A 15,088-nucleotide genomic window follows, 5' to 3' on the forward strand; every position below is an offset into this window, starting at 1 on the left:
ACAAAAATGCGCGTGAGTTTCATCTGCTGGTTGCGTTCCCGACCGACATCACAGAGCATGCGTAATAAGCATAGGTAGGGGGGGTATGGTATGTCGCACATCAAAACGGGCAAAGACGACTTGCTCAAGCGGGTGAAACGTATCGCTGGGCAAATCCAGGCGGTGGAACGAGCGCTTGAGGCCGAAGACGACTGCGCCAAAACCCTGCATCTGGTGGCGGCAACGCGGGGTGCTATCAACGGCCTGATGGATGAAATCATCGAAGCCCACGCCCGCGAGCACGTCGCCAAGCCGGGTTTGAGTGATGAAGAGCGGGCCGAAGGCGTTGAGGAACTGATCGAAGCCATCCGCCGATACACCAAATAGGAGCGCACCGACATGAGCAACCTGCACGCGGACTACGCCCACGATCACGTATTTTTGGGCTCCTCCCATGATGAGAACGCCAAGCGCACCCTGTGGGTGGTGGCGCTGACGGTTGTCATGATGGTTGCCGAAATCGCTGCCGGTTACATCACCGGCTCCATGGCCCTGCTGGCGGACGGTTTCCATATGGCAACCCACGCCGGCGCCTTGGGTATCGCCGCCGCTGCCTACAGCTACGCCAAACGCCACGCCGCCAGCGCCCAATACAGCTTTGGCACCGGCAAGGTGGGCGACCTCGGCGGCTTCGCCTCTGCGTTGATACTGGGCCTGGTTGCCATCGGTATCGGTGTCGAGTCAGTGGTGCGTCTTTTCGAGCCTACCCAAGTCGCGTTCGGCACGGCCACGTGGATTGCCGTTGTCGGCCTGATCGTCAATATCGTCAGCGCACTGCTGCTGTCCGGCGGTCACAATCACCATCATGGGCACGACCACGGGCATGACCATGACCATACCCACCACGCACACGGTCAGGACAACAACCTGCGTTCGGCCTACGTGCATGTGCTCGCCGACGCACTGACCTCCGTCCTCGCCATCGCTGCATTGCTCGCTGGCCGCTACCTGGGATGGGTCTGGCTCGATCCGGTCATGGGCATCGTCGGCGCACTGGTTATCGCCCGCTGGTCCTGGTCGCTGATACGCACCACTTCAGGTGTTCTGCTCGACCGCACAGACGAGCATGTCGCCCAGGAAATCCGCGACATAATCGAGCAGTCGGGTGATACAAAAATCACCGACCTGCACGTCTGGCAGGTCGGCCCCGAAGCCCGCGCAGCCATTGTCAGCGTGGTCGGCAACGCGTCCGTAACCGCCGATATGATCCGCGCGCGCCTGGCGCCGGTGCACGAAGTGACGCACCTGACGGTGGAGCTTCGCAGCGTGTGATTCATGACCGGCAAAACGGCCCGGGGCATTAGCCAAGGGCCGTTCAGTCCAGCTGATTGTTTGCTGCACCCGCTGACAACGCATCCTCCAGAATCGCCTTCGCCATATCACTCAAATGATGAACCGCCCAGACACCCTGCTTGCCCGAATCACCCATCGCTACGTCGAGGCTCAACTCATGGATGCACGCCAATAAGCTGGAAGCGTGCTCCAGTGCGGATTCGATGGGGATGTCGGGATTGATGCGGAACAGCGGCTGACGTGCTGGGCCGCAGGTGGAGAAGGTGGTGGTGCCGAGGGTTTTGTTTGAGGTATGCGGTTGCTTCATTGACTGCTCCTGGAGTTAGAAGCTGCCACCGTTTGCGGCCAAGCAAATCGGGGTGGCAACTGTACGCGGGTTGGCCGACCGGAACTCCAGGCACCCGGCACACCCGAAGGTGTCCCACGCACAGCTGCCATAACTCGATATCGCAGACGGAATACATCCCCGAGATCTAATGGTGGGCGCCTGTGCGCCTGGAGTTTAGTCGAGCGGCCAAGCCCGGTCGCTACGTTTGCGGCGACGACGTGAACTCTAGGGTTGCGGAGTGGGAGCGACAAGGATGTGAAGCGGACGGAGGGTGTAGGGGAATTCCGTAAATCAGTTTGGAGGTGGAATGCGTTTACGCAGGCAAGTCGAGTATTCTGCTAGTGGGTGATGCTCCAAGGGCGCTACTAATTTCAAAAGGAGATGAGATGTTGTTTGCCGTATTTTTTGAGGATAAACCTGAGGCATCGGAGATTCGGAAAAAAACCTCATCGACCATATCCAATGGTTAGAGCGACACAAAGATTTGATTTTAGTAGGTGGATCACTCCGAGAGCATCCGTCCTCAGATCCTTTAGGGGGATTGTGGCTGGTCGAGGCGGAAAGCAAAGAAACAGTAACTCGTTTGATTCATACAGACCCGTTCTGGATCGAAGGTCTGCGTAAGAGTTTTAGAATTCTTCACTGGTCGAAGGCATTCCCCCACCTGAAAACTTTGGTTTAAAGAAGTCATATACGGCGTGAATGGAGCGTGAGCGAGGGCTTCAGTCTGCTTTGGAGATCGCCGGCTGTCAGCCATCCCGGCTCAAAACGGAATAGTTTTTTTATAGTGGGATTTTAGGAATTTGTTAGGCTGAAGTGACTGATCGAGTCCGGCCAAAAGCCCACCATAGGGTGAAGTATTAGAGAACCTTGAACAGCGCATGCCATCTGCGGATGGCGGAGCGCGCTCCCGTTAGTGTTAAATTTATTGTTTTACAGAAGGGATACGTAATGAAGTACGCCGCCATACTGTTGTCGATTCCCGCTATAGCGCTTGCGGTCGCGATTCCTGTGGCGGCCGATGAATCATCCCAGCGTATGCAACGCGCCTCAGGCTTGTGGAAAGTGACACCGGCCACCTCGCCGTTTTCCTGGGAAATTTGCGTCGACCAGGCAAAGGACCGTCTGATTGACGACGACTTGTGGGCCAACTTCGAACAGGAATGCAAGATCGAGTCAAAAAGCGGTAACGGCGACGGCTACAGCTTTATATCAAGCTGCCCAGACGCGAAGCTGGCCGCCTCGTTCAAGGGCGATCTGACGAAATCGTACATGCTGACGGCCGACACTTCGTTCGACCTGAACGGAGAAACCGAGACGCAGCGCACCATCGTCAATGGCAGCTTTCAAGGCGCATGTCCGGCCGACATGGAGCCGGGCGTCAAGAAAATGCGCGGCGGCATGAAGATGAACAGCCTGTACATCAACCGCTGAGCGATCAGAGCGAGTGCACCTGCCGCGGGATACTGCCCGGCAGGATGAGTCAAGCCAGCGGTGTCTCGATAGAGATAATGTCCGCCATCAACGACGCGCTACGGCGAATTCGCGCTTCCCACGGATACTCACCGGGAATCCTGATTGTTGCCATGTCGGCATAGGCTCCAGTGCGAAACCTTCTCACCAAAAACAAAGCCCGCACAAGGCGTTTGCGCTTCATGCCTGGCATGCTGCTCGCTTTTCTACAGATATCCGTTTTTTTGACGATACAGTTTATGAGCTGCTCGACATAGCTGCCAATACGCTGCTGACAGGTGATGAGATGTACAGATTTTCTTTTTTTTCATGATATGAAAATATTTCTGCAGTTTATTTTCATCAATGCCAAAGTGGCAGCGAGCCCTATCAATCGCTTCGCATTCCATGTGCGGTCAGCTCCTAGCGATAACCTCAAATGATTACTTACCCAGTAAGTGATAATGATGAAGAGCGCATTCAGGCTTTGAATGCTTTCGCGCTGATGGATACGCCACCTGAGCACGAATATGATCAAATCGTCCAAATGGCATCTCGGATTTTTGATGTCCCCATTGTTCTGATTTCTTTAGTGCATCGCGACCGACAATTCTTCAAAGCACGTGTTGGCCTCGATGTGTGCGAAACGGGTCGTGACGTTTCATTTTGTAATTTTGCGCTCATGGGCCGTAACGTTTTTTTGGTACTTGATGCGTCGCAGGATGCGAGATTTAGCTCAAACGCCTTGGTTGTTGGCGCTCCTCATATTCGCTTCTACGCGGGGGCGCCATTGATAACAACCAACGGTCATGTGCTGGGTAGCTTATGCCTGATCGACAATAAGCCCCGAGAGATGTTCTCAGACCGTGACCAGCTTATTCTTCAGGACCTGGCCGTTATCGTTATTGAAAAAATGGAGTTGCGTCGGCTCGAACTCGAGAATGCGGATAGCCATACCCGTTTCATCAATATGACGTCGACTTCACCCGATGCCATTATTTGCTCAAATAGCAAAAATCAAATCACCTCGTGGAATAACTCAGCCGAGCTCATTTTCGGACATAAGTCTGAAGACGTCATAGGAAAGGCTCTCGACATCATTATTCCGCAAGAGATGCGGTCCAGGCATCATGCCGGTTTCTCAAGGGTCGTCTCAGGCGGCCCAGTCAGTATTATCGGAAAATCCGTAAACCTGACGGCCATACATCGCGACGGCCATAAAATACCCGTTGAGCTCTCGCTCTCACAATGGACTGATGTAGGCGAGCCACAATTTGGGGCGATCATTCGTGACGTCACCCAACGTGTAGCGGCGGACAAACTACTCAAGCACGCGGCTGAATACGATCATCTGACAGGCCTCGCTAATCGCTCAACACTTAAGCATCGGATCAAGGAGGCTTGTGACGCACAGATATCAGCGGCAATTCTTCTGATCGACCTGGATGGCTTCAAGGATGTTAACGACACGCTCGGCCACGCTGCGGGTGATTTTGTCCTCAGAGTGACGTCAAATCGCCTTCGCGAACGCGTACCGACGTGTCATATGGTCGCCCGTCTGGGTGGGGACGAATTTGTAGTCTTCATATCAGACACAGCAGATCAGGCCAAAGCGATTGAGCTTGGTTTGGCGCTCATCGCAGTCATTGAAGAACCTATAGAGTTTGAGGACAATTCTATTTTTATCGGAGCCAGCATCGGTGTGTCCATGAGGTCAGGCTCCGATTACGATGGCGAGCAAATGCTTGGCAACGCGGATTTGGCGCTCTATCAAGCCAAGTCTGACGGGCGATCCCTTGTTCGCGTGTTCACCAGCGAGCATCGACAGACGGCCTCAAAGAGAGGGGCTCTCAGCTCATCAATGCGTCAGGCATGGGCGAACAAAGAGTTTGAGCTGTACTACCAACCTCAGGTACGGCTTGCAGATGGCGCTATTACCGGGGCCGAAGCACTTATCCGATGGAACCATCCGACACTGGGCGTCGTGTCCCCAGCGGTTTTTTTACCTGTGCTAGAAGCAGGTCTTTTAGCGGTACCGGTGGGTGAATGGATATTGCGCTCAGCTTGTGAACAGGCAGCTCATTGGCGAAAGACCGGTAGAGATGGCTTCAGGATCGGCGTTAATTTGTTTGCCGCTCAGTTTCGTACGCGCGACTTTGCTGAAATGGTCGAAAGTGCACTTAACGACTTTTCTTTACCGGCGAGCGCACTCGAACTGGAGATTACAGAAAATATAATTTTGCGAAACGAACAGCGAATTATGGAGCCCCTGCACCACCTTCGCTCATTGGGCGTAGGCATTGCGTTCGATGATTTTGGTACAGGCTATGCGTCTTTGAGCCTTCTGAAAGACTACCCGGTCACACGCCTGAAGATTGACCGATCGTTTGTAAGTGGCGTCGAACGTAGCAAAAAAGACGAAGTAATCATCGAGGCCGTTATCAGGCTGGCGGCCGGCTTTGATCTTCAAGTCACTGCCGAAGGCATAGAAACCCGCGAACAGGAAAGTTTGATGCGGCATTATTTATGCGAAGAGGGGCAAGGCTACCTGTATGGTCGCCCTATGACGGCTCATGATTTCACTGAGCGTTATATCTCAACGCCTGACCGACCCTCTGACGTGTTAAATCATAAATAATCCAGCGCCCGCCTGAGTAGGCCCTTTTCAACCCAGACAGCCCTTGGACTGAAATTAAACAGTCAGGTGCATCGTCGTCCGCCAACGCGCACTCGCTGCGCAACTACTGTCGCAGTTCTAGACGACGGGCAAGCAGACTAAGCGCGATCAATCGGTGATCTAGGAGCTGGCGCACGTGATCGCCCAGGTCTACTAGGTGGTGTCCGGTTTGCAGTCACTAAATTGCCCCTTGTAGTCCTTTGTCTGACCTTTCTCACCTTGATCATGTTGGGGCTGCTCACCGCTGAGCGTATTTCCGCATGAGGACACTACCGACCGCCAGCACCCTTTTGAGCGCTCGCGCCAAGCCTCAATCATGCTGCCTAGGTTAGGGTGTCTTTTTTGCGCTGTACTTGACCAATCTATATGGCAAAAACAACAAAGCCCGCACAAGGCGGGCTTTGGGTAATTTCGGGCCATCATCCAGCCCTGAAATCAAATATGGTGCACCAGGCGGGATTCGAACCCACGACCCCTGCCTTCGGAGGGCAGTACTCTATCCAGCTGAGCTACTGGTGCAATGCGGGCGCCATGATACTCATCTGGTTGGCATGCGTCCAGTTGCAGGATATTAGGGGCAGATTCGGGGCAGTGTCACACATTGGTGGGGGTAGTGAATGTCTCACTACGTTACTCACACGACCTGGACGATGCAAGCCAAGAAGGGGGCAGATGCTAGGAAAGCTTTCTCAAAAGCAGCTCTGGATCGACGTTAAGCGCTTTGGCGATCCGTTCAATGTTGTAGATAGTGCAATTTTTCTCGCTCCTCTCCAGCATCCCCACATAGGTGCGATGGACACCGGCGCGCTCTGCAAGCTCTTCCTGTGAAAGGCTGAGTTCAAGGCGCCTATGGCGAACGTTGGCGGCGAAGATCGAGACGAGTGGGCAGTCATTAGGTTTGATCGGCATGCTTGCAAATGTGTCTGCATGCATACTACGATTCTACATACTATGATTAGCATATCGCTTTTCGATCTGGTTACCCGCGACAAGGACCGTTCCATGAGCCCTCAGTCCCTGAGTCTTGCATTGGCATTTCTCACAGCACTCAGCATCAACTCTGCCCAGGCAGCTTCAGATGCCGACATAAACAAACTGACTACATATGCCGTGATGCTTGGCCGTGCGGCTGGTTGCGGGCTTAGCGTAACCGGTGAGGCGAGCCAAGTCGGCGCCTGGATGGACAGGCGTTTCAAACCTGGCTCGGCAGATCAAAAAACGTACCTTCCAATCTTCATGGCTGGCGTCCGTGAAAACGCAGACCGTCAATCAAGGGGCTTAAGCCCTGACGATTGCAGCACCGTTCGTGAACAGTTCTCGCTATTTAGCTGGCCCTGACAGCCAGATAAATAGCGGCACTCAATTCCAAAAAGGGATTTCTGAATGTTTAAAGTTGTAGCTTTGGCCGCATCCACCATGATGCTTTCAACTGTCGCTTTCGCAGAGGTGAAAGCAGATTGCAGTACCAAGATGAATGGTGAAGCTCATTGCGAGTTCATGAACACCGGATCGAAAAAAGACAGCGTATGTGCGGTCATTGAAGTGGTCAGAATTTACGATGCCAAGCTTTACACTCGCCCGTCATTCGGCGGCAAGGGCACTGCTCTCTCGTCCGGGAAAATATGTTCGGGACTGATTGAGCCTCAAGATGTTCGCGAGCGAACGCCCTCAAACTCTTGGTCGGTGAATGGTACTCCCATGAGTCCGATGTCGTTTTGCGAGTCGGATAACCCTTGGGAAAAAGCGCCGATGAATTGCGCAATGACCACCAAAGTAGTTGCCAACTGATCATGAAAATTCTGGCGCTATTCTTTCCGCTTTTTATCCTGGGTTGTGCAACCAGCCAATCTGACGTCGAAACAGAGGGGAGACGCCAGGTCTTTGTGGTTAATCAAAAGGTCGGCGATGTCTACTACCGACTTACCAACTCACTTGAGCCTGGTACGACTTGTGAGGACCTCTCCGTGACCCGCTCCTTCTACTATCCGGAGAAGAACGAATTCAGTATCTCTTGGGGAATTCCCCGGCCTTTAGGTGGAGGCCCTTTCGTGATTGCGGTGGTTAAGGGTAAAAGCGTTACCGGTGCTCAAACCGAGGTGACCTATTTGGAGTCGCGGGGTACGTTGCCTGGGGTCTACAGCGACGTGAAGAACTTTGTTCGTGGCGGGCATTGCACCAAGTCCGGGACATAACGAGCACAGCGGCGAAGGCGTTCAACACGCTGATCGCGATACTGACAGTCGATCTCGGTGAAGTGTATGGTGATCCGCGAGCAAACCAATGAATGGGCGCGAGATGACAGCTTTTGTAGCGATAGATGAGGTTGTTTCTGCAACCTCCGCTTACTTCAGCAGGCACTGGAATGCTTCGGCTATAGGCCAAAGCCCGCCAGAATGGCAAGGCTGGTATGAGTTCAAGGGGTCGGCACCCAACTACCAACTAGGCGGATGCTACGCCCTCTTTGAGGGAGACGAACTGCATTACATTGGGCTCGGCGCAAGCCTTGGCGGTGGGCGTTACATCGGGCATGGCTTATCTCGAAGACTCAAAGCTCACGTATTGCAGAACGATTGGGAGAAAGGTCCGGAGTGGTTGAAGCTGCGTCCGCGCTGGCCGGGTATTAGCTCCATATACACTATCGGTTTCGACGATGAAAACGTACATCTCGCCCCATCGCTTGAGACATTCCTAATCAGAAAGTTTGCTGGCAGGATCAAAAATCAGAGGGTCTAAGCTTGGAAAAAATTTACCTCTATGGGGCCAGGATCACCTACAACTTCGATGAGTCCTCCCCTGCTATTTACGCCGAGGGAAGAGAGCCTTTCTGTCTTGATCCCTGCAACATTACCCCGGATATATATCAGGCAATCAGAGCCTGGGCCGGTGGCGGTAATGAGGGTAATGAGGGTAATGAGGGTAATGATCTCTCCGCCAGCTTGATCGTTCACGCTGACGGCACTATTGAGCGATGGGTCGAAGAATGGTCGCCGCGCCCATGCAAACCTCGATAGAAAATACAATATCGCCGCTCTGGTGGGAGGCGCAACACACGTAAAAACCTGTTCAGGCGCGACGGCATACAAGCCTAGCCATCATTATCCGCCTTGGGGCTTAAGATCTCGCTTCGAGCTTAAGGCGGGTTTCACACTTTGGAGCCCTGCCTGCTTATCAGCTTTTGTGGCCAGGTCGAGGCAAGCTATAGCTAATTGATCAGAGCCTCTTTCACTGCGTGAGCTATACATCAATGAGCTCGGAACTGGATGTTCCTTGCTCCGCATATGGAGGTGTGAGATGCATGAAGTCTTTGATGTGAATACTTATTGCCAGGAGCTCAGCAAAAGCGAAGTACTCAGCGCCAGGGTGATCGGGTGGACCGGGAGATGGTCGCTATTTGGAAGTTTTGTTCTGTGTTGTCAGTGCCTGAATGCGCAGTCTGTTGATGATGCTGGTCGTGTTTTTACGCATCTGCCTGGGTGTACAGCAGGGCAGACCGGCAGCAATCCTTGGCGTGAGCTCAGACAAGTTCTTATGGATGTTCCGCTGCCTGATCATGCGCAAGCACGGTTAGGTGACCCTCGATTTATGTAAGTCAGATATGCGTGTTGGCGACCTAGCTCTATCCGCCTGTAGCGCATGGCTAGGCGATGCGGCATTGAAGCTACAGATCCTGCGTTTCGTTTCGCTCTACGTTTCTGGCAAGGATCGACGTGAATGACCTGAATGATGCCTTTGAGAGGGATGGGTGGATTAGGTCCATTTCAGGGAAGTCAGATGCTTTCATGTAGCGATGGAATAGAAGCGCAAACGTAGGATCATTGGCGGATTTTTCCCTGAGTATCTCAAAGCGCTTGCTGCGTTCTGCAAGAGTATCGGCGCACGCCACCTCGATCTGCCGCTGGACGTTCTCATTATCAACCGGCGTCGGCAAAGTAATCGGTATCCAGCAAAAAATCTTTTCTAGAGCGTTTTCTTCACAGTCTTTTGTCAGTTGAGCGTATGCGTCATCGTGAAGTTTCCGCTCCTCGGGTGGAAGGCGATTGATCCGAATCTCTACCTGGATCCTGCTTACCATTGCCTCCAGCAACATCTGCTCGTTTGATATGGCTTTTCTAAAATCTGAAGTGGCAGTTTGATTCAAACTTGCATCGCTGATGCTTTGAGTGAAGTCCGAGACGCTCTTCGAGAAATCACTGAGGTATTGCGATACGGGCTTTTGCCGAACGGCTGGCCTTGTAGTCGGCTTCGGCACAGTGGTGGTAGATTTGAGGGCGAAATCCCTGACCCTCCGGATAGATTCGGCAGGGTTGTTGAAAACTACGCTTGCTGGAATCCGCAGAACACTAAAGCCGTTGGCTACAGAAAATTCGTCCCGGATACGGTCACGGGCTATCTGTTCAGGTGAGGAGTGATACGTGGCTCCATCAATTTCAATGATGTACTTCCCATTCAGCACGAAATCAAAGCGGTAGTTTTGAAACTTGACCTGCATCTCCAATGACATTTTTGAGGAAACGAGTTTGCCTTTGTTTGGATGAAGCTCGAACTCTTTAATCATTGCCTTTAAGAACTGCTCTTCGGCTGGAGACTCACAGCCTCTGAGATACATTTCTAGCCAGTCGCTTTCCTCAGCTGTTGCGTCAACCCACGTACGGGGCGGAGGAACCCCTTTAATATTGGGTGAAATATGATCTACGAACGTCACCCAAGCCAGAACAAGAACACAGATCAAAACATATGGAAACACGAAGCATAGTGGCAAGATGATTGCTATCAAGCCTGCCCTTATCCAAAACTTGCTTTCAGGTTTACCGCCCACGAACCACCTCTTTTCTGAATACAATTACGAGAATCTATTGGATCGTTCCTTTCGGTGAGAGCAAATCTACGCACGTGCTCCTTGTAAGTCACGTAAGTGTAGACTTGGCTATCCCGTCACCCCGCGATGCTGTGTTCTGATCTATCTGTCGTCTGCCTTCCTGAGGTGCGCAGCTTTCAGCAACGGATAAAGTCTGAAAATGCGTCTATGAACGCAGCCAGGCTCTCATGTCCTCATAAAACTTTCGGCCTGCAAGGGCCGCCGATCTGCTGCCGTAGCTTGGATTGGATTTCAAGCGGTGGGAGGTAAAGTCGAACTCTTTCTCGGTGTAGGATACCCAGGCCCTCGGCGTCTGAAGCTCGGTCACTGATATGGCTTCATTTTTTTCGCGCTTGCGATATCCCTTGATCGGCGGGTTTGCTTTCAAATTCTGCTTCAAGGCTAATAGCTGCTGTATAGCTACATCAGTGAGTGCAGCCGGTATGCATGCGATACCGTGAATGTGGAAGCCGTGGCTCTCTTCGCTCTCGCTGCCGACAAACTCAGTTGTAAAAGCAAAGTCAGTGATACCCAACGTCTTGGCAAGCGCTTAAATATTGCTGTTGAGGCCTACCTCATCGTCTGCGGGTGTACCGGTGATTTAAATGTCAAAGTCCACGATTACGGTGTGGCCAATTATTCCGGGCAAAGCGAGAATGGGGCTCATCAGCCAGTCGCTTTCAGGGAGAAAGTCATGTTCAGTCTTGAGGCAACGCCTTACACCCTCGATGGACCGGCAACCTTGCAGGTTCGGGAGCGCCTAGAGGCGATCGAAGAGCGAGTCGCTCTTTTACGCAGCGCCGGGACGCTCACAGAGGTCACTCTTCGAGACTACTACGGAGAAAGGCGCTTTGAGCAAGTTGCGGAGTCGAATGCCATTGAGGGGAGCACGCTCTCTGTCGGCGAAACGGAGCTCGCAGTGCTCAAGGGGATCACCATCACCGGCCACGATCCAGCTTACGTACGAGATGCGATCGCCCTCGACAGGGCTTTACATCGAATCACGGAGTTAGCGCGCCTCAAAGACCAGCCAACTCATATTGGCCAGCTGCATGAGGTTCATACGCTGCTTCTTACGGATCGCCCGGGCGCTGGTATGTTTCGCAACGAGCAAGTTTTGATAAGAGGCGCGAAACACGTACCCCCGAAGACGTGGGCTGCTGTGATGAATGACATGGAAAGCTTTCAGCAATGGTCGAGAGATAATGCAACCTTGCCAGCACCACTCCGAGCCGTGATTTTGCACGCCTGGCTTACCCATATCCATCCTTACATAGATGGTAACGGGCGTACCGCCAGAGCCATCGGCAATCTTGAGCTCATTCGAGCTGGATATCCTCCGGTCATCATCAAGAAAAAAGAGCGTGATCGTTATCTTGAATGCTTGGCGGAATCTGACGACGGCGGGGATATTCGTTCGTTCATTGAGCTTGTCTTCGATCGGATTGAAGGTTCACTTATTGGCTTGGAGCTTTCGGCGAAACGCAAGCAAGGCTTCAATCCGATGGTCGAAAGAATCAGAGCGGTGCAAGAAAAACAGCTACGCATTTGGGAAACCAGTATTCGGCTTCTTGCAACCATCGTCGAACACAACATTGGCAGTACTCTCGAGCAGGTTGGAGGCAGCTGTTCAACTCATATCTTCGAGCAGCCTATAGATCTACAAGAATACGTGGAAGTTTGCGCAGGCAATCCCGTACCTCGCTCCTGGGCATTTACAGTAGCTATAGATGTTCCGGGGGTGCCTAAGCTGGTAAAACTTGCATATATCGGCCATCGTAGCGGGCGAATGTACCAACACTTGGATTCTGGAGGACCATCATTATACTGGTCCAGCAAAAATCCAAACGGTTTTCCAAAATGGATATCTGATGGGGCGAATTCTCCGCATGCCGTAGAAATCACAGCCCGAGCTGGTTTTGGTGACGAATGGTATATCCGAAATGCTGAAGATCTAATAAGTACCACTAGCACAACTGCGCTCGCGGAAAAGGTCGCTAATTCTATTCTTGCTCAGATGCAGGTTGAGTAATCATTCCGTATCAAAAAGCGTTTCGGTTAAAGGCGCTCGTAAGTCCCCCTTGGAGCGCCTGTAATAATCTCTGAGACGACCGTGCCCTGAAGCTTTGCCTCGTGCCACCGTTTGGCCTCTCTCCTCAGCTGCGAAGATATGAAGGTGTGTTTGCCAGGGGGGAGGTCGTACTCGTGTTCAAGGGATGGTTTGATTTCCACTGATAGTCCGTTCTTAACTGAGTAGAAGCACCATCCCACCACAGATGGCCTTTGATCACGTTCGATGCTCACTCCGGGTGTATCAAACCTAAGATCGGCGTCGGCCTCTCCTTTGATCGATTGGAGCTTCATACGCAGCGCCGTTTTCCCGGTAGCAGCGAATCCCACTGGGCCGATCATCACGCCATGTAGGTGCCATCGTCTCCGGCTGGATTTGTCAGCCAGCGCTGCGGGTGCTTTTTCGACGCCATATAAAAATTCAGCTCTGGTGTCGACCGCCGCTCGCACCTGCCGTGTCATCTGGTCCCGCACATATTCGAGTGCGGTGGCGTCACCGTTATCCAGCCGGTCACTCAGCTGTTTACTGAGAATCAAAGTGAAAGTTTTCAGCTCCCATGATCTTGCCTGAGCCATTTCATACAATGGGCCAGCCGCTACGGCTAGCTTCGTGAACTCGTTGGTATGCTTCCATGCCTTGAGCTCCATCTCTTTGGGTATAGGCTGATCAAGGAGAGTCTTTCGTCTGTAGATTGATCCCGGAATATAGGGAGTGTCTGTAGACAATATACTTCTCTTCGACATCGCCAATTGCTTCGCATACAGCATAGATACTAGGCCCTGGCTCGTTTTGGAGGGTTGGGACTTTACGGGTTTTTTCTCATGACCGTCCAAAGCGCCTGTTACGCAGGGTTGGCTGGGAGTTCCCTTTACACGTGTTACCGACGGGGCCTGGGTCTTGGTGTTGAGCGATCCTGTAAACGATTCAGGACGACTTAATGAGGCTGGTGTGCTTTGCTGAGTGGTTCTCATATCAGGGCTCTCATACCCACGTGGAAGCAGGGTCAGATTTTCAAAATCGTCATCCCGGCAGAGTCGCCAAGGTGATCGACCATTCAGGTTCGTTCTAAGACTTTGACACTTCGCCCGGTCACGTCCCGGTCATGAGGTGGTCAAACCCTTCGCAGACAACATCATCGTCTTCGTCCTTCTGATCAGATTGAGCTAGCCGCCGATTTTTCATCCATTGCAGGTTTTCCAGTTCGTCTAGGGCGGCTTGATCATCTCCACTAATTTCTGCATCTTCTAGCCGCTGCTGAGCACGCATCTCCGCGACATCATCAGCCGTCATAATGTGGATCTTGAGTTCGGGCAGTTCTTCTATCTCAAGCGCTTGATTCAGCTTCTCCAGGGGCAATGCTTTGCGGGTGACGTCCTGTGTCAGCTTAAGCGCTGTCGATGCAGCAGCTAGGGCTCTAAACGCCATCGGGTCAGCCGGATCGAGAGTTTCAATAGCGTTAGCAAGCTTGAGTCGTATCTTCTCAGTCAGCACCAACTCATCGACTACCAATGACGCCGCGAGCTGTTGCACCGACTCCAATGAAAACGCCGTAGTGAGCAACTCCTCCCTGGCTTTATCAATCAGTGCTTGGGTGCTAGCGCCAGCTACTACTTTGTTCGTCCTGATAATGCGTTGCACGGTGCTGATGCTGAGTTCTAGGCGATTCGCGATAGCTGGAAGCGTATAGCCCGCTTCGCGAAGGACTACTACCTGAGTGCTTTGGTTTGGGGTGACCTTTTTTCCTGCCATCTCAAACCTCTTCTTCAAGGATGTGAAGCGCGGTCGGCTTTGGCGGCAGTTTCGCCAAAACAAGCAATTCGCGTTCGAGCCGGTCCCAGTTTCCGGTGACAGTGGCAAGCGGAAAGCCAGACAGCCTGGCGATTTCGTTGATTCGAAACGGAGCAATAGAGGCCAGCATGATGCCGGACGCGCGAAGGGCGTCTGTTAGCGCTTCAGCGATGGCTAGGCGGGTATGTTTGCGCTGCGTGATGCTCGCGGCCGGTTGATTCCTACAGGGCCGAGGCGAGTTGATGCCATTTTTGCGGCAGAGATGGTAAGCAGAGTCTTTCGTCCAACGAACGCCATCGGTTCGAGGATTGCTGTTGTTCAGGTGCTGCGCTAAGCGACGATAAGAGTTGACTGGGTTTTGGAGAAAGTCACGGGCGTTTTCTTCTATGGTACTCATTGGGGCGTATCCTTCGTTTGGAGTGTTGGTAATGATTCATGGTTGAGTCTCTCGTCTGTTTAATGGTTAATCTGCTTCTATGAGCAGTAGTTTGATCATATGCCTTGGGGTATTTAGCGTCTAGCGTTAATTCATATATTTCAACGGGTTGCAAGCGTTTTATTAGATAATTCAGTGCCGGTCATTCT

Annotated in this window: 17 protein-coding genes and 1 tRNA gene; 10 read left to right on the forward strand and 8 right to left on the reverse strand. The window is 52.5% G+C overall.

Features of this window, described 5'->3' with window-relative positions:
- Window positions 1-90: 90 nt before the first annotated feature.
- Window positions 91-366 (forward strand): metal/formaldehyde-sensitive transcriptional repressor, encoded by a 276-nt coding sequence (locus tag RX972_RS14800; RefSeq protein WP_027899987.1) that lies wholly within the window; start codon window positions 91-93, stop codon window positions 364-366.
- A 12-nt stretch (window positions 367-378) separates the two neighbouring features.
- A complete protein-coding gene (dmeF, locus tag RX972_RS14805; RefSeq protein ID WP_316876425.1) occupies window positions 379-1,311 on the forward strand; it encodes a CDF family Co(II)/Ni(II) efflux transporter DmeF in 933 nt (310 codons plus the stop codon).
- 43 nt (window positions 1,312-1,354) lie between these two features.
- Here dmeF and RX972_RS14810 read toward each other — a convergent pair whose 3' ends face one another.
- Window positions 1,355-1,639, reverse strand: a complete 285-nt coding sequence (locus RX972_RS14810; protein ID WP_316876427.1) for a DUF6124 family protein — start codon at window positions 1,637-1,639, stop codon at window positions 1,355-1,357.
- A gap of 469 nt (window positions 1,640-2,108) precedes the next feature.
- On the opposite strand from RX972_RS14810, the gene RX972_RS29535 reads away from it, so the two are divergent.
- From RX972_RS29535 to RX972_RS14820, 3 genes are all read left to right on the forward strand, one after another.
- Window positions 2,109-2,342 (forward strand): YciI family protein, encoded by a 234-nt coding sequence (locus tag RX972_RS29535; protein WP_410478234.1) that lies wholly within the window; start codon window positions 2,109-2,111, stop codon window positions 2,340-2,342.
- Window positions 2,343-2,611: 269 nt separating this feature from the next.
- Window positions 2,612-3,094 carry a DUF3617 domain-containing protein gene (locus RX972_RS14815; RefSeq protein WP_316876428.1) on the forward strand — a complete coding sequence of 161 codons (483 nt, stop codon included), beginning with the start codon at window positions 2,612-2,614 and terminating at the stop codon, window positions 3,092-3,094.
- 457 nt (window positions 3,095-3,551) lie between these two features.
- Window positions 3,552-5,750, forward strand: a complete 2,199-nt coding sequence (locus RX972_RS14820) for a putative bifunctional diguanylate cyclase/phosphodiesterase (RefSeq protein WP_316876429.1) — start codon at window positions 3,552-3,554, stop codon at window positions 5,748-5,750.
- Between the two features lie 481 nt (window positions 5,751-6,231).
- Here the strand turns inward: RX972_RS14820 and RX972_RS14825 are convergent.
- Window positions 6,232-6,308: transfer RNA gene (locus RX972_RS14825), tRNA-Arg, on the reverse strand.
- Window positions 6,309-6,464: 156 nt separating this feature from the next.
- Entirely contained in the window at window positions 6,465-6,698 is a 234-nt protein-coding gene (locus RX972_RS14830; RefSeq protein ID WP_316876540.1) for a helix-turn-helix transcriptional regulator, read from the reverse strand.
- A gap of 93 nt (window positions 6,699-6,791) precedes the next feature.
- Here RX972_RS14830 and RX972_RS14835 point away from each other — a divergent pair, with 93 nt between their 5' ends.
- From RX972_RS14835 to RX972_RS14850, 4 genes are all read left to right on the forward strand, one after another.
- Window positions 6,792-7,127: a hypothetical protein gene (locus tag RX972_RS14835; RefSeq protein ID WP_316876432.1), complete on the forward strand. Its 336-nt coding sequence runs from the start codon at window positions 6,792-6,794 to the stop codon at window positions 7,125-7,127.
- Between the two features lie 45 nt (window positions 7,128-7,172).
- A complete protein-coding gene (locus RX972_RS14840; RefSeq protein ID WP_316876433.1) occupies window positions 7,173-7,577 on the forward strand; it encodes a hypothetical protein in 405 nt (134 codons plus the stop codon).
- Between the two features lie 2 nt (window positions 7,578-7,579).
- Window positions 7,580-7,981: a hypothetical protein gene (locus tag RX972_RS14845; RefSeq protein WP_316876435.1), complete on the forward strand. Its 402-nt coding sequence runs from the start codon at window positions 7,580-7,582 to the stop codon at window positions 7,979-7,981.
- A gap of 1,099 nt (window positions 7,982-9,080) precedes the next feature.
- The gene (locus tag RX972_RS14850) at window positions 9,081-9,377 is read left to right on the forward strand and encodes a hypothetical protein (protein ID WP_316876436.1); all 297 of its coding nucleotides are present in this window, start codon (window positions 9,081-9,083) and stop codon (window positions 9,375-9,377) included.
- A 70-nt stretch (window positions 9,378-9,447) separates the two neighbouring features.
- On the opposite strand, the gene RX972_RS14855 is transcribed toward RX972_RS14850, so the two are convergent.
- Entirely contained in the window at window positions 9,448-10,605 is a 1,158-nt protein-coding gene (locus RX972_RS14855) for an endonuclease domain-containing protein (protein WP_316876437.1), read from the reverse strand.
- A gap of 205 nt (window positions 10,606-10,810) precedes the next feature.
- Window positions 10,811-11,044, reverse strand: coding sequence for a hypothetical protein (locus RX972_RS14860; RefSeq protein ID WP_316876438.1), 234 nt, complete (start codon window positions 11,042-11,044; stop codon window positions 10,811-10,813).
- A gap of 57 nt (window positions 11,045-11,101) precedes the next feature.
- On the opposite strand from RX972_RS14860, the gene RX972_RS14865 reads away from it, so the two are divergent.
- Window positions 11,102-12,676: a Fic family protein gene (locus tag RX972_RS14865; RefSeq protein ID WP_316876439.1), complete on the forward strand. Its 1,575-nt coding sequence runs from the start codon at window positions 11,102-11,104 to the stop codon at window positions 12,674-12,676.
- Window positions 12,677-12,702: 26 nt separating this feature from the next.
- Here the strand turns inward: RX972_RS14865 and RX972_RS14870 are convergent, their stop codons facing one another.
- The 3 genes from RX972_RS14870 to RX972_RS14880 all read right to left on the reverse strand — a co-directional run bounded on the left by RX972_RS14870 (window position 12,703) and on the right by RX972_RS14880 (window position 14,900).
- Window positions 12,703-13,440 carry a hypothetical protein gene (locus tag RX972_RS14870; RefSeq protein ID WP_316876441.1) on the reverse strand — a complete coding sequence of 246 codons (738 nt, stop codon included), beginning with the start codon at window positions 13,438-13,440 and terminating at the stop codon, window positions 12,703-12,705.
- Between the two features lie 364 nt (window positions 13,441-13,804).
- Window positions 13,805-14,464, reverse strand: coding sequence for a helix-turn-helix domain-containing protein (locus tag RX972_RS14875; RefSeq protein ID WP_316876443.1), 660 nt, complete (start codon window positions 14,462-14,464; stop codon window positions 13,805-13,807).
- A gap of 1 nt (window position 14,465) precedes the next feature.
- Window positions 14,466-14,900, reverse strand: coding sequence for a hypothetical protein (locus tag RX972_RS14880; RefSeq protein WP_316876445.1), 435 nt, complete (start codon window positions 14,898-14,900; stop codon window positions 14,466-14,468).
- Between the last annotated feature and the right edge of the window lie 188 nt (window positions 14,901-15,088).

Source organism: Pseudomonas syringae group sp. J309-1 (assembly GCF_032582135.1).
GTDB classification, from domain to species: Bacteria; Pseudomonadota; Gammaproteobacteria; order Pseudomonadales; family Pseudomonadaceae; genus Aquipseudomonas; species Aquipseudomonas quasicaspiana.

Coding starts and splice junctions, on each gene's coding strand:
- RX972_RS14875 (WP_316876443.1), bottom strand. CDS start 14,464: ATGGCAGGAAAAAAGGTCACCCCAAACCAAAGCACTCAGGTAGTAGTC.
- RX972_RS14835 (WP_316876432.1), top strand. CDS start 6,792: ATGAGCCCTCAGTCCCTGAGTCTTGCATTGGCATTTCTCACAGCACTC.
- RX972_RS14810 (WP_316876427.1), bottom strand. CDS start 1,639: ATGAAGCAACCGCATACCTCAAACAAAACCCTCGGCACCACCACCTTC.
- dmeF (WP_316876425.1), top strand. CDS start 379: ATGAGCAACCTGCACGCGGACTACGCCCACGATCACGTATTTTTGGGC.
- RX972_RS14820 (WP_316876429.1), top strand. CDS start 3,552: ATGATTACTTACCCAGTAAGTGATAATGATGAAGAGCGCATTCAGGCT.
- RX972_RS14880 (WP_316876445.1), bottom strand. CDS start 14,900: ATGAGTACCATAGAAGAAAACGCCCGTGACTTTCTCCAAAACCCAGTC.
- RX972_RS14840 (WP_316876433.1), top strand. CDS start 7,173: ATGTTTAAAGTTGTAGCTTTGGCCGCATCCACCATGATGCTTTCAACT.
- RX972_RS14800 (WP_027899987.1), top strand. CDS start 91: ATGTCGCACATCAAAACGGGCAAAGACGACTTGCTCAAGCGGGTGAAA.
- RX972_RS14850 (WP_316876436.1), top strand. CDS start 9,081: ATGCATGAAGTCTTTGATGTGAATACTTATTGCCAGGAGCTCAGCAAA.
- RX972_RS14815 (WP_316876428.1), top strand. CDS start 2,612: ATGAAGTACGCCGCCATACTGTTGTCGATTCCCGCTATAGCGCTTGCG.
- RX972_RS14845 (WP_316876435.1), top strand. CDS start 7,580: ATGAAAATTCTGGCGCTATTCTTTCCGCTTTTTATCCTGGGTTGTGCA.
- RX972_RS14830 (WP_316876540.1), bottom strand. CDS start 6,698: ATGCCGATCAAACCTAATGACTGCCCACTCGTCTCGATCTTCGCCGCC.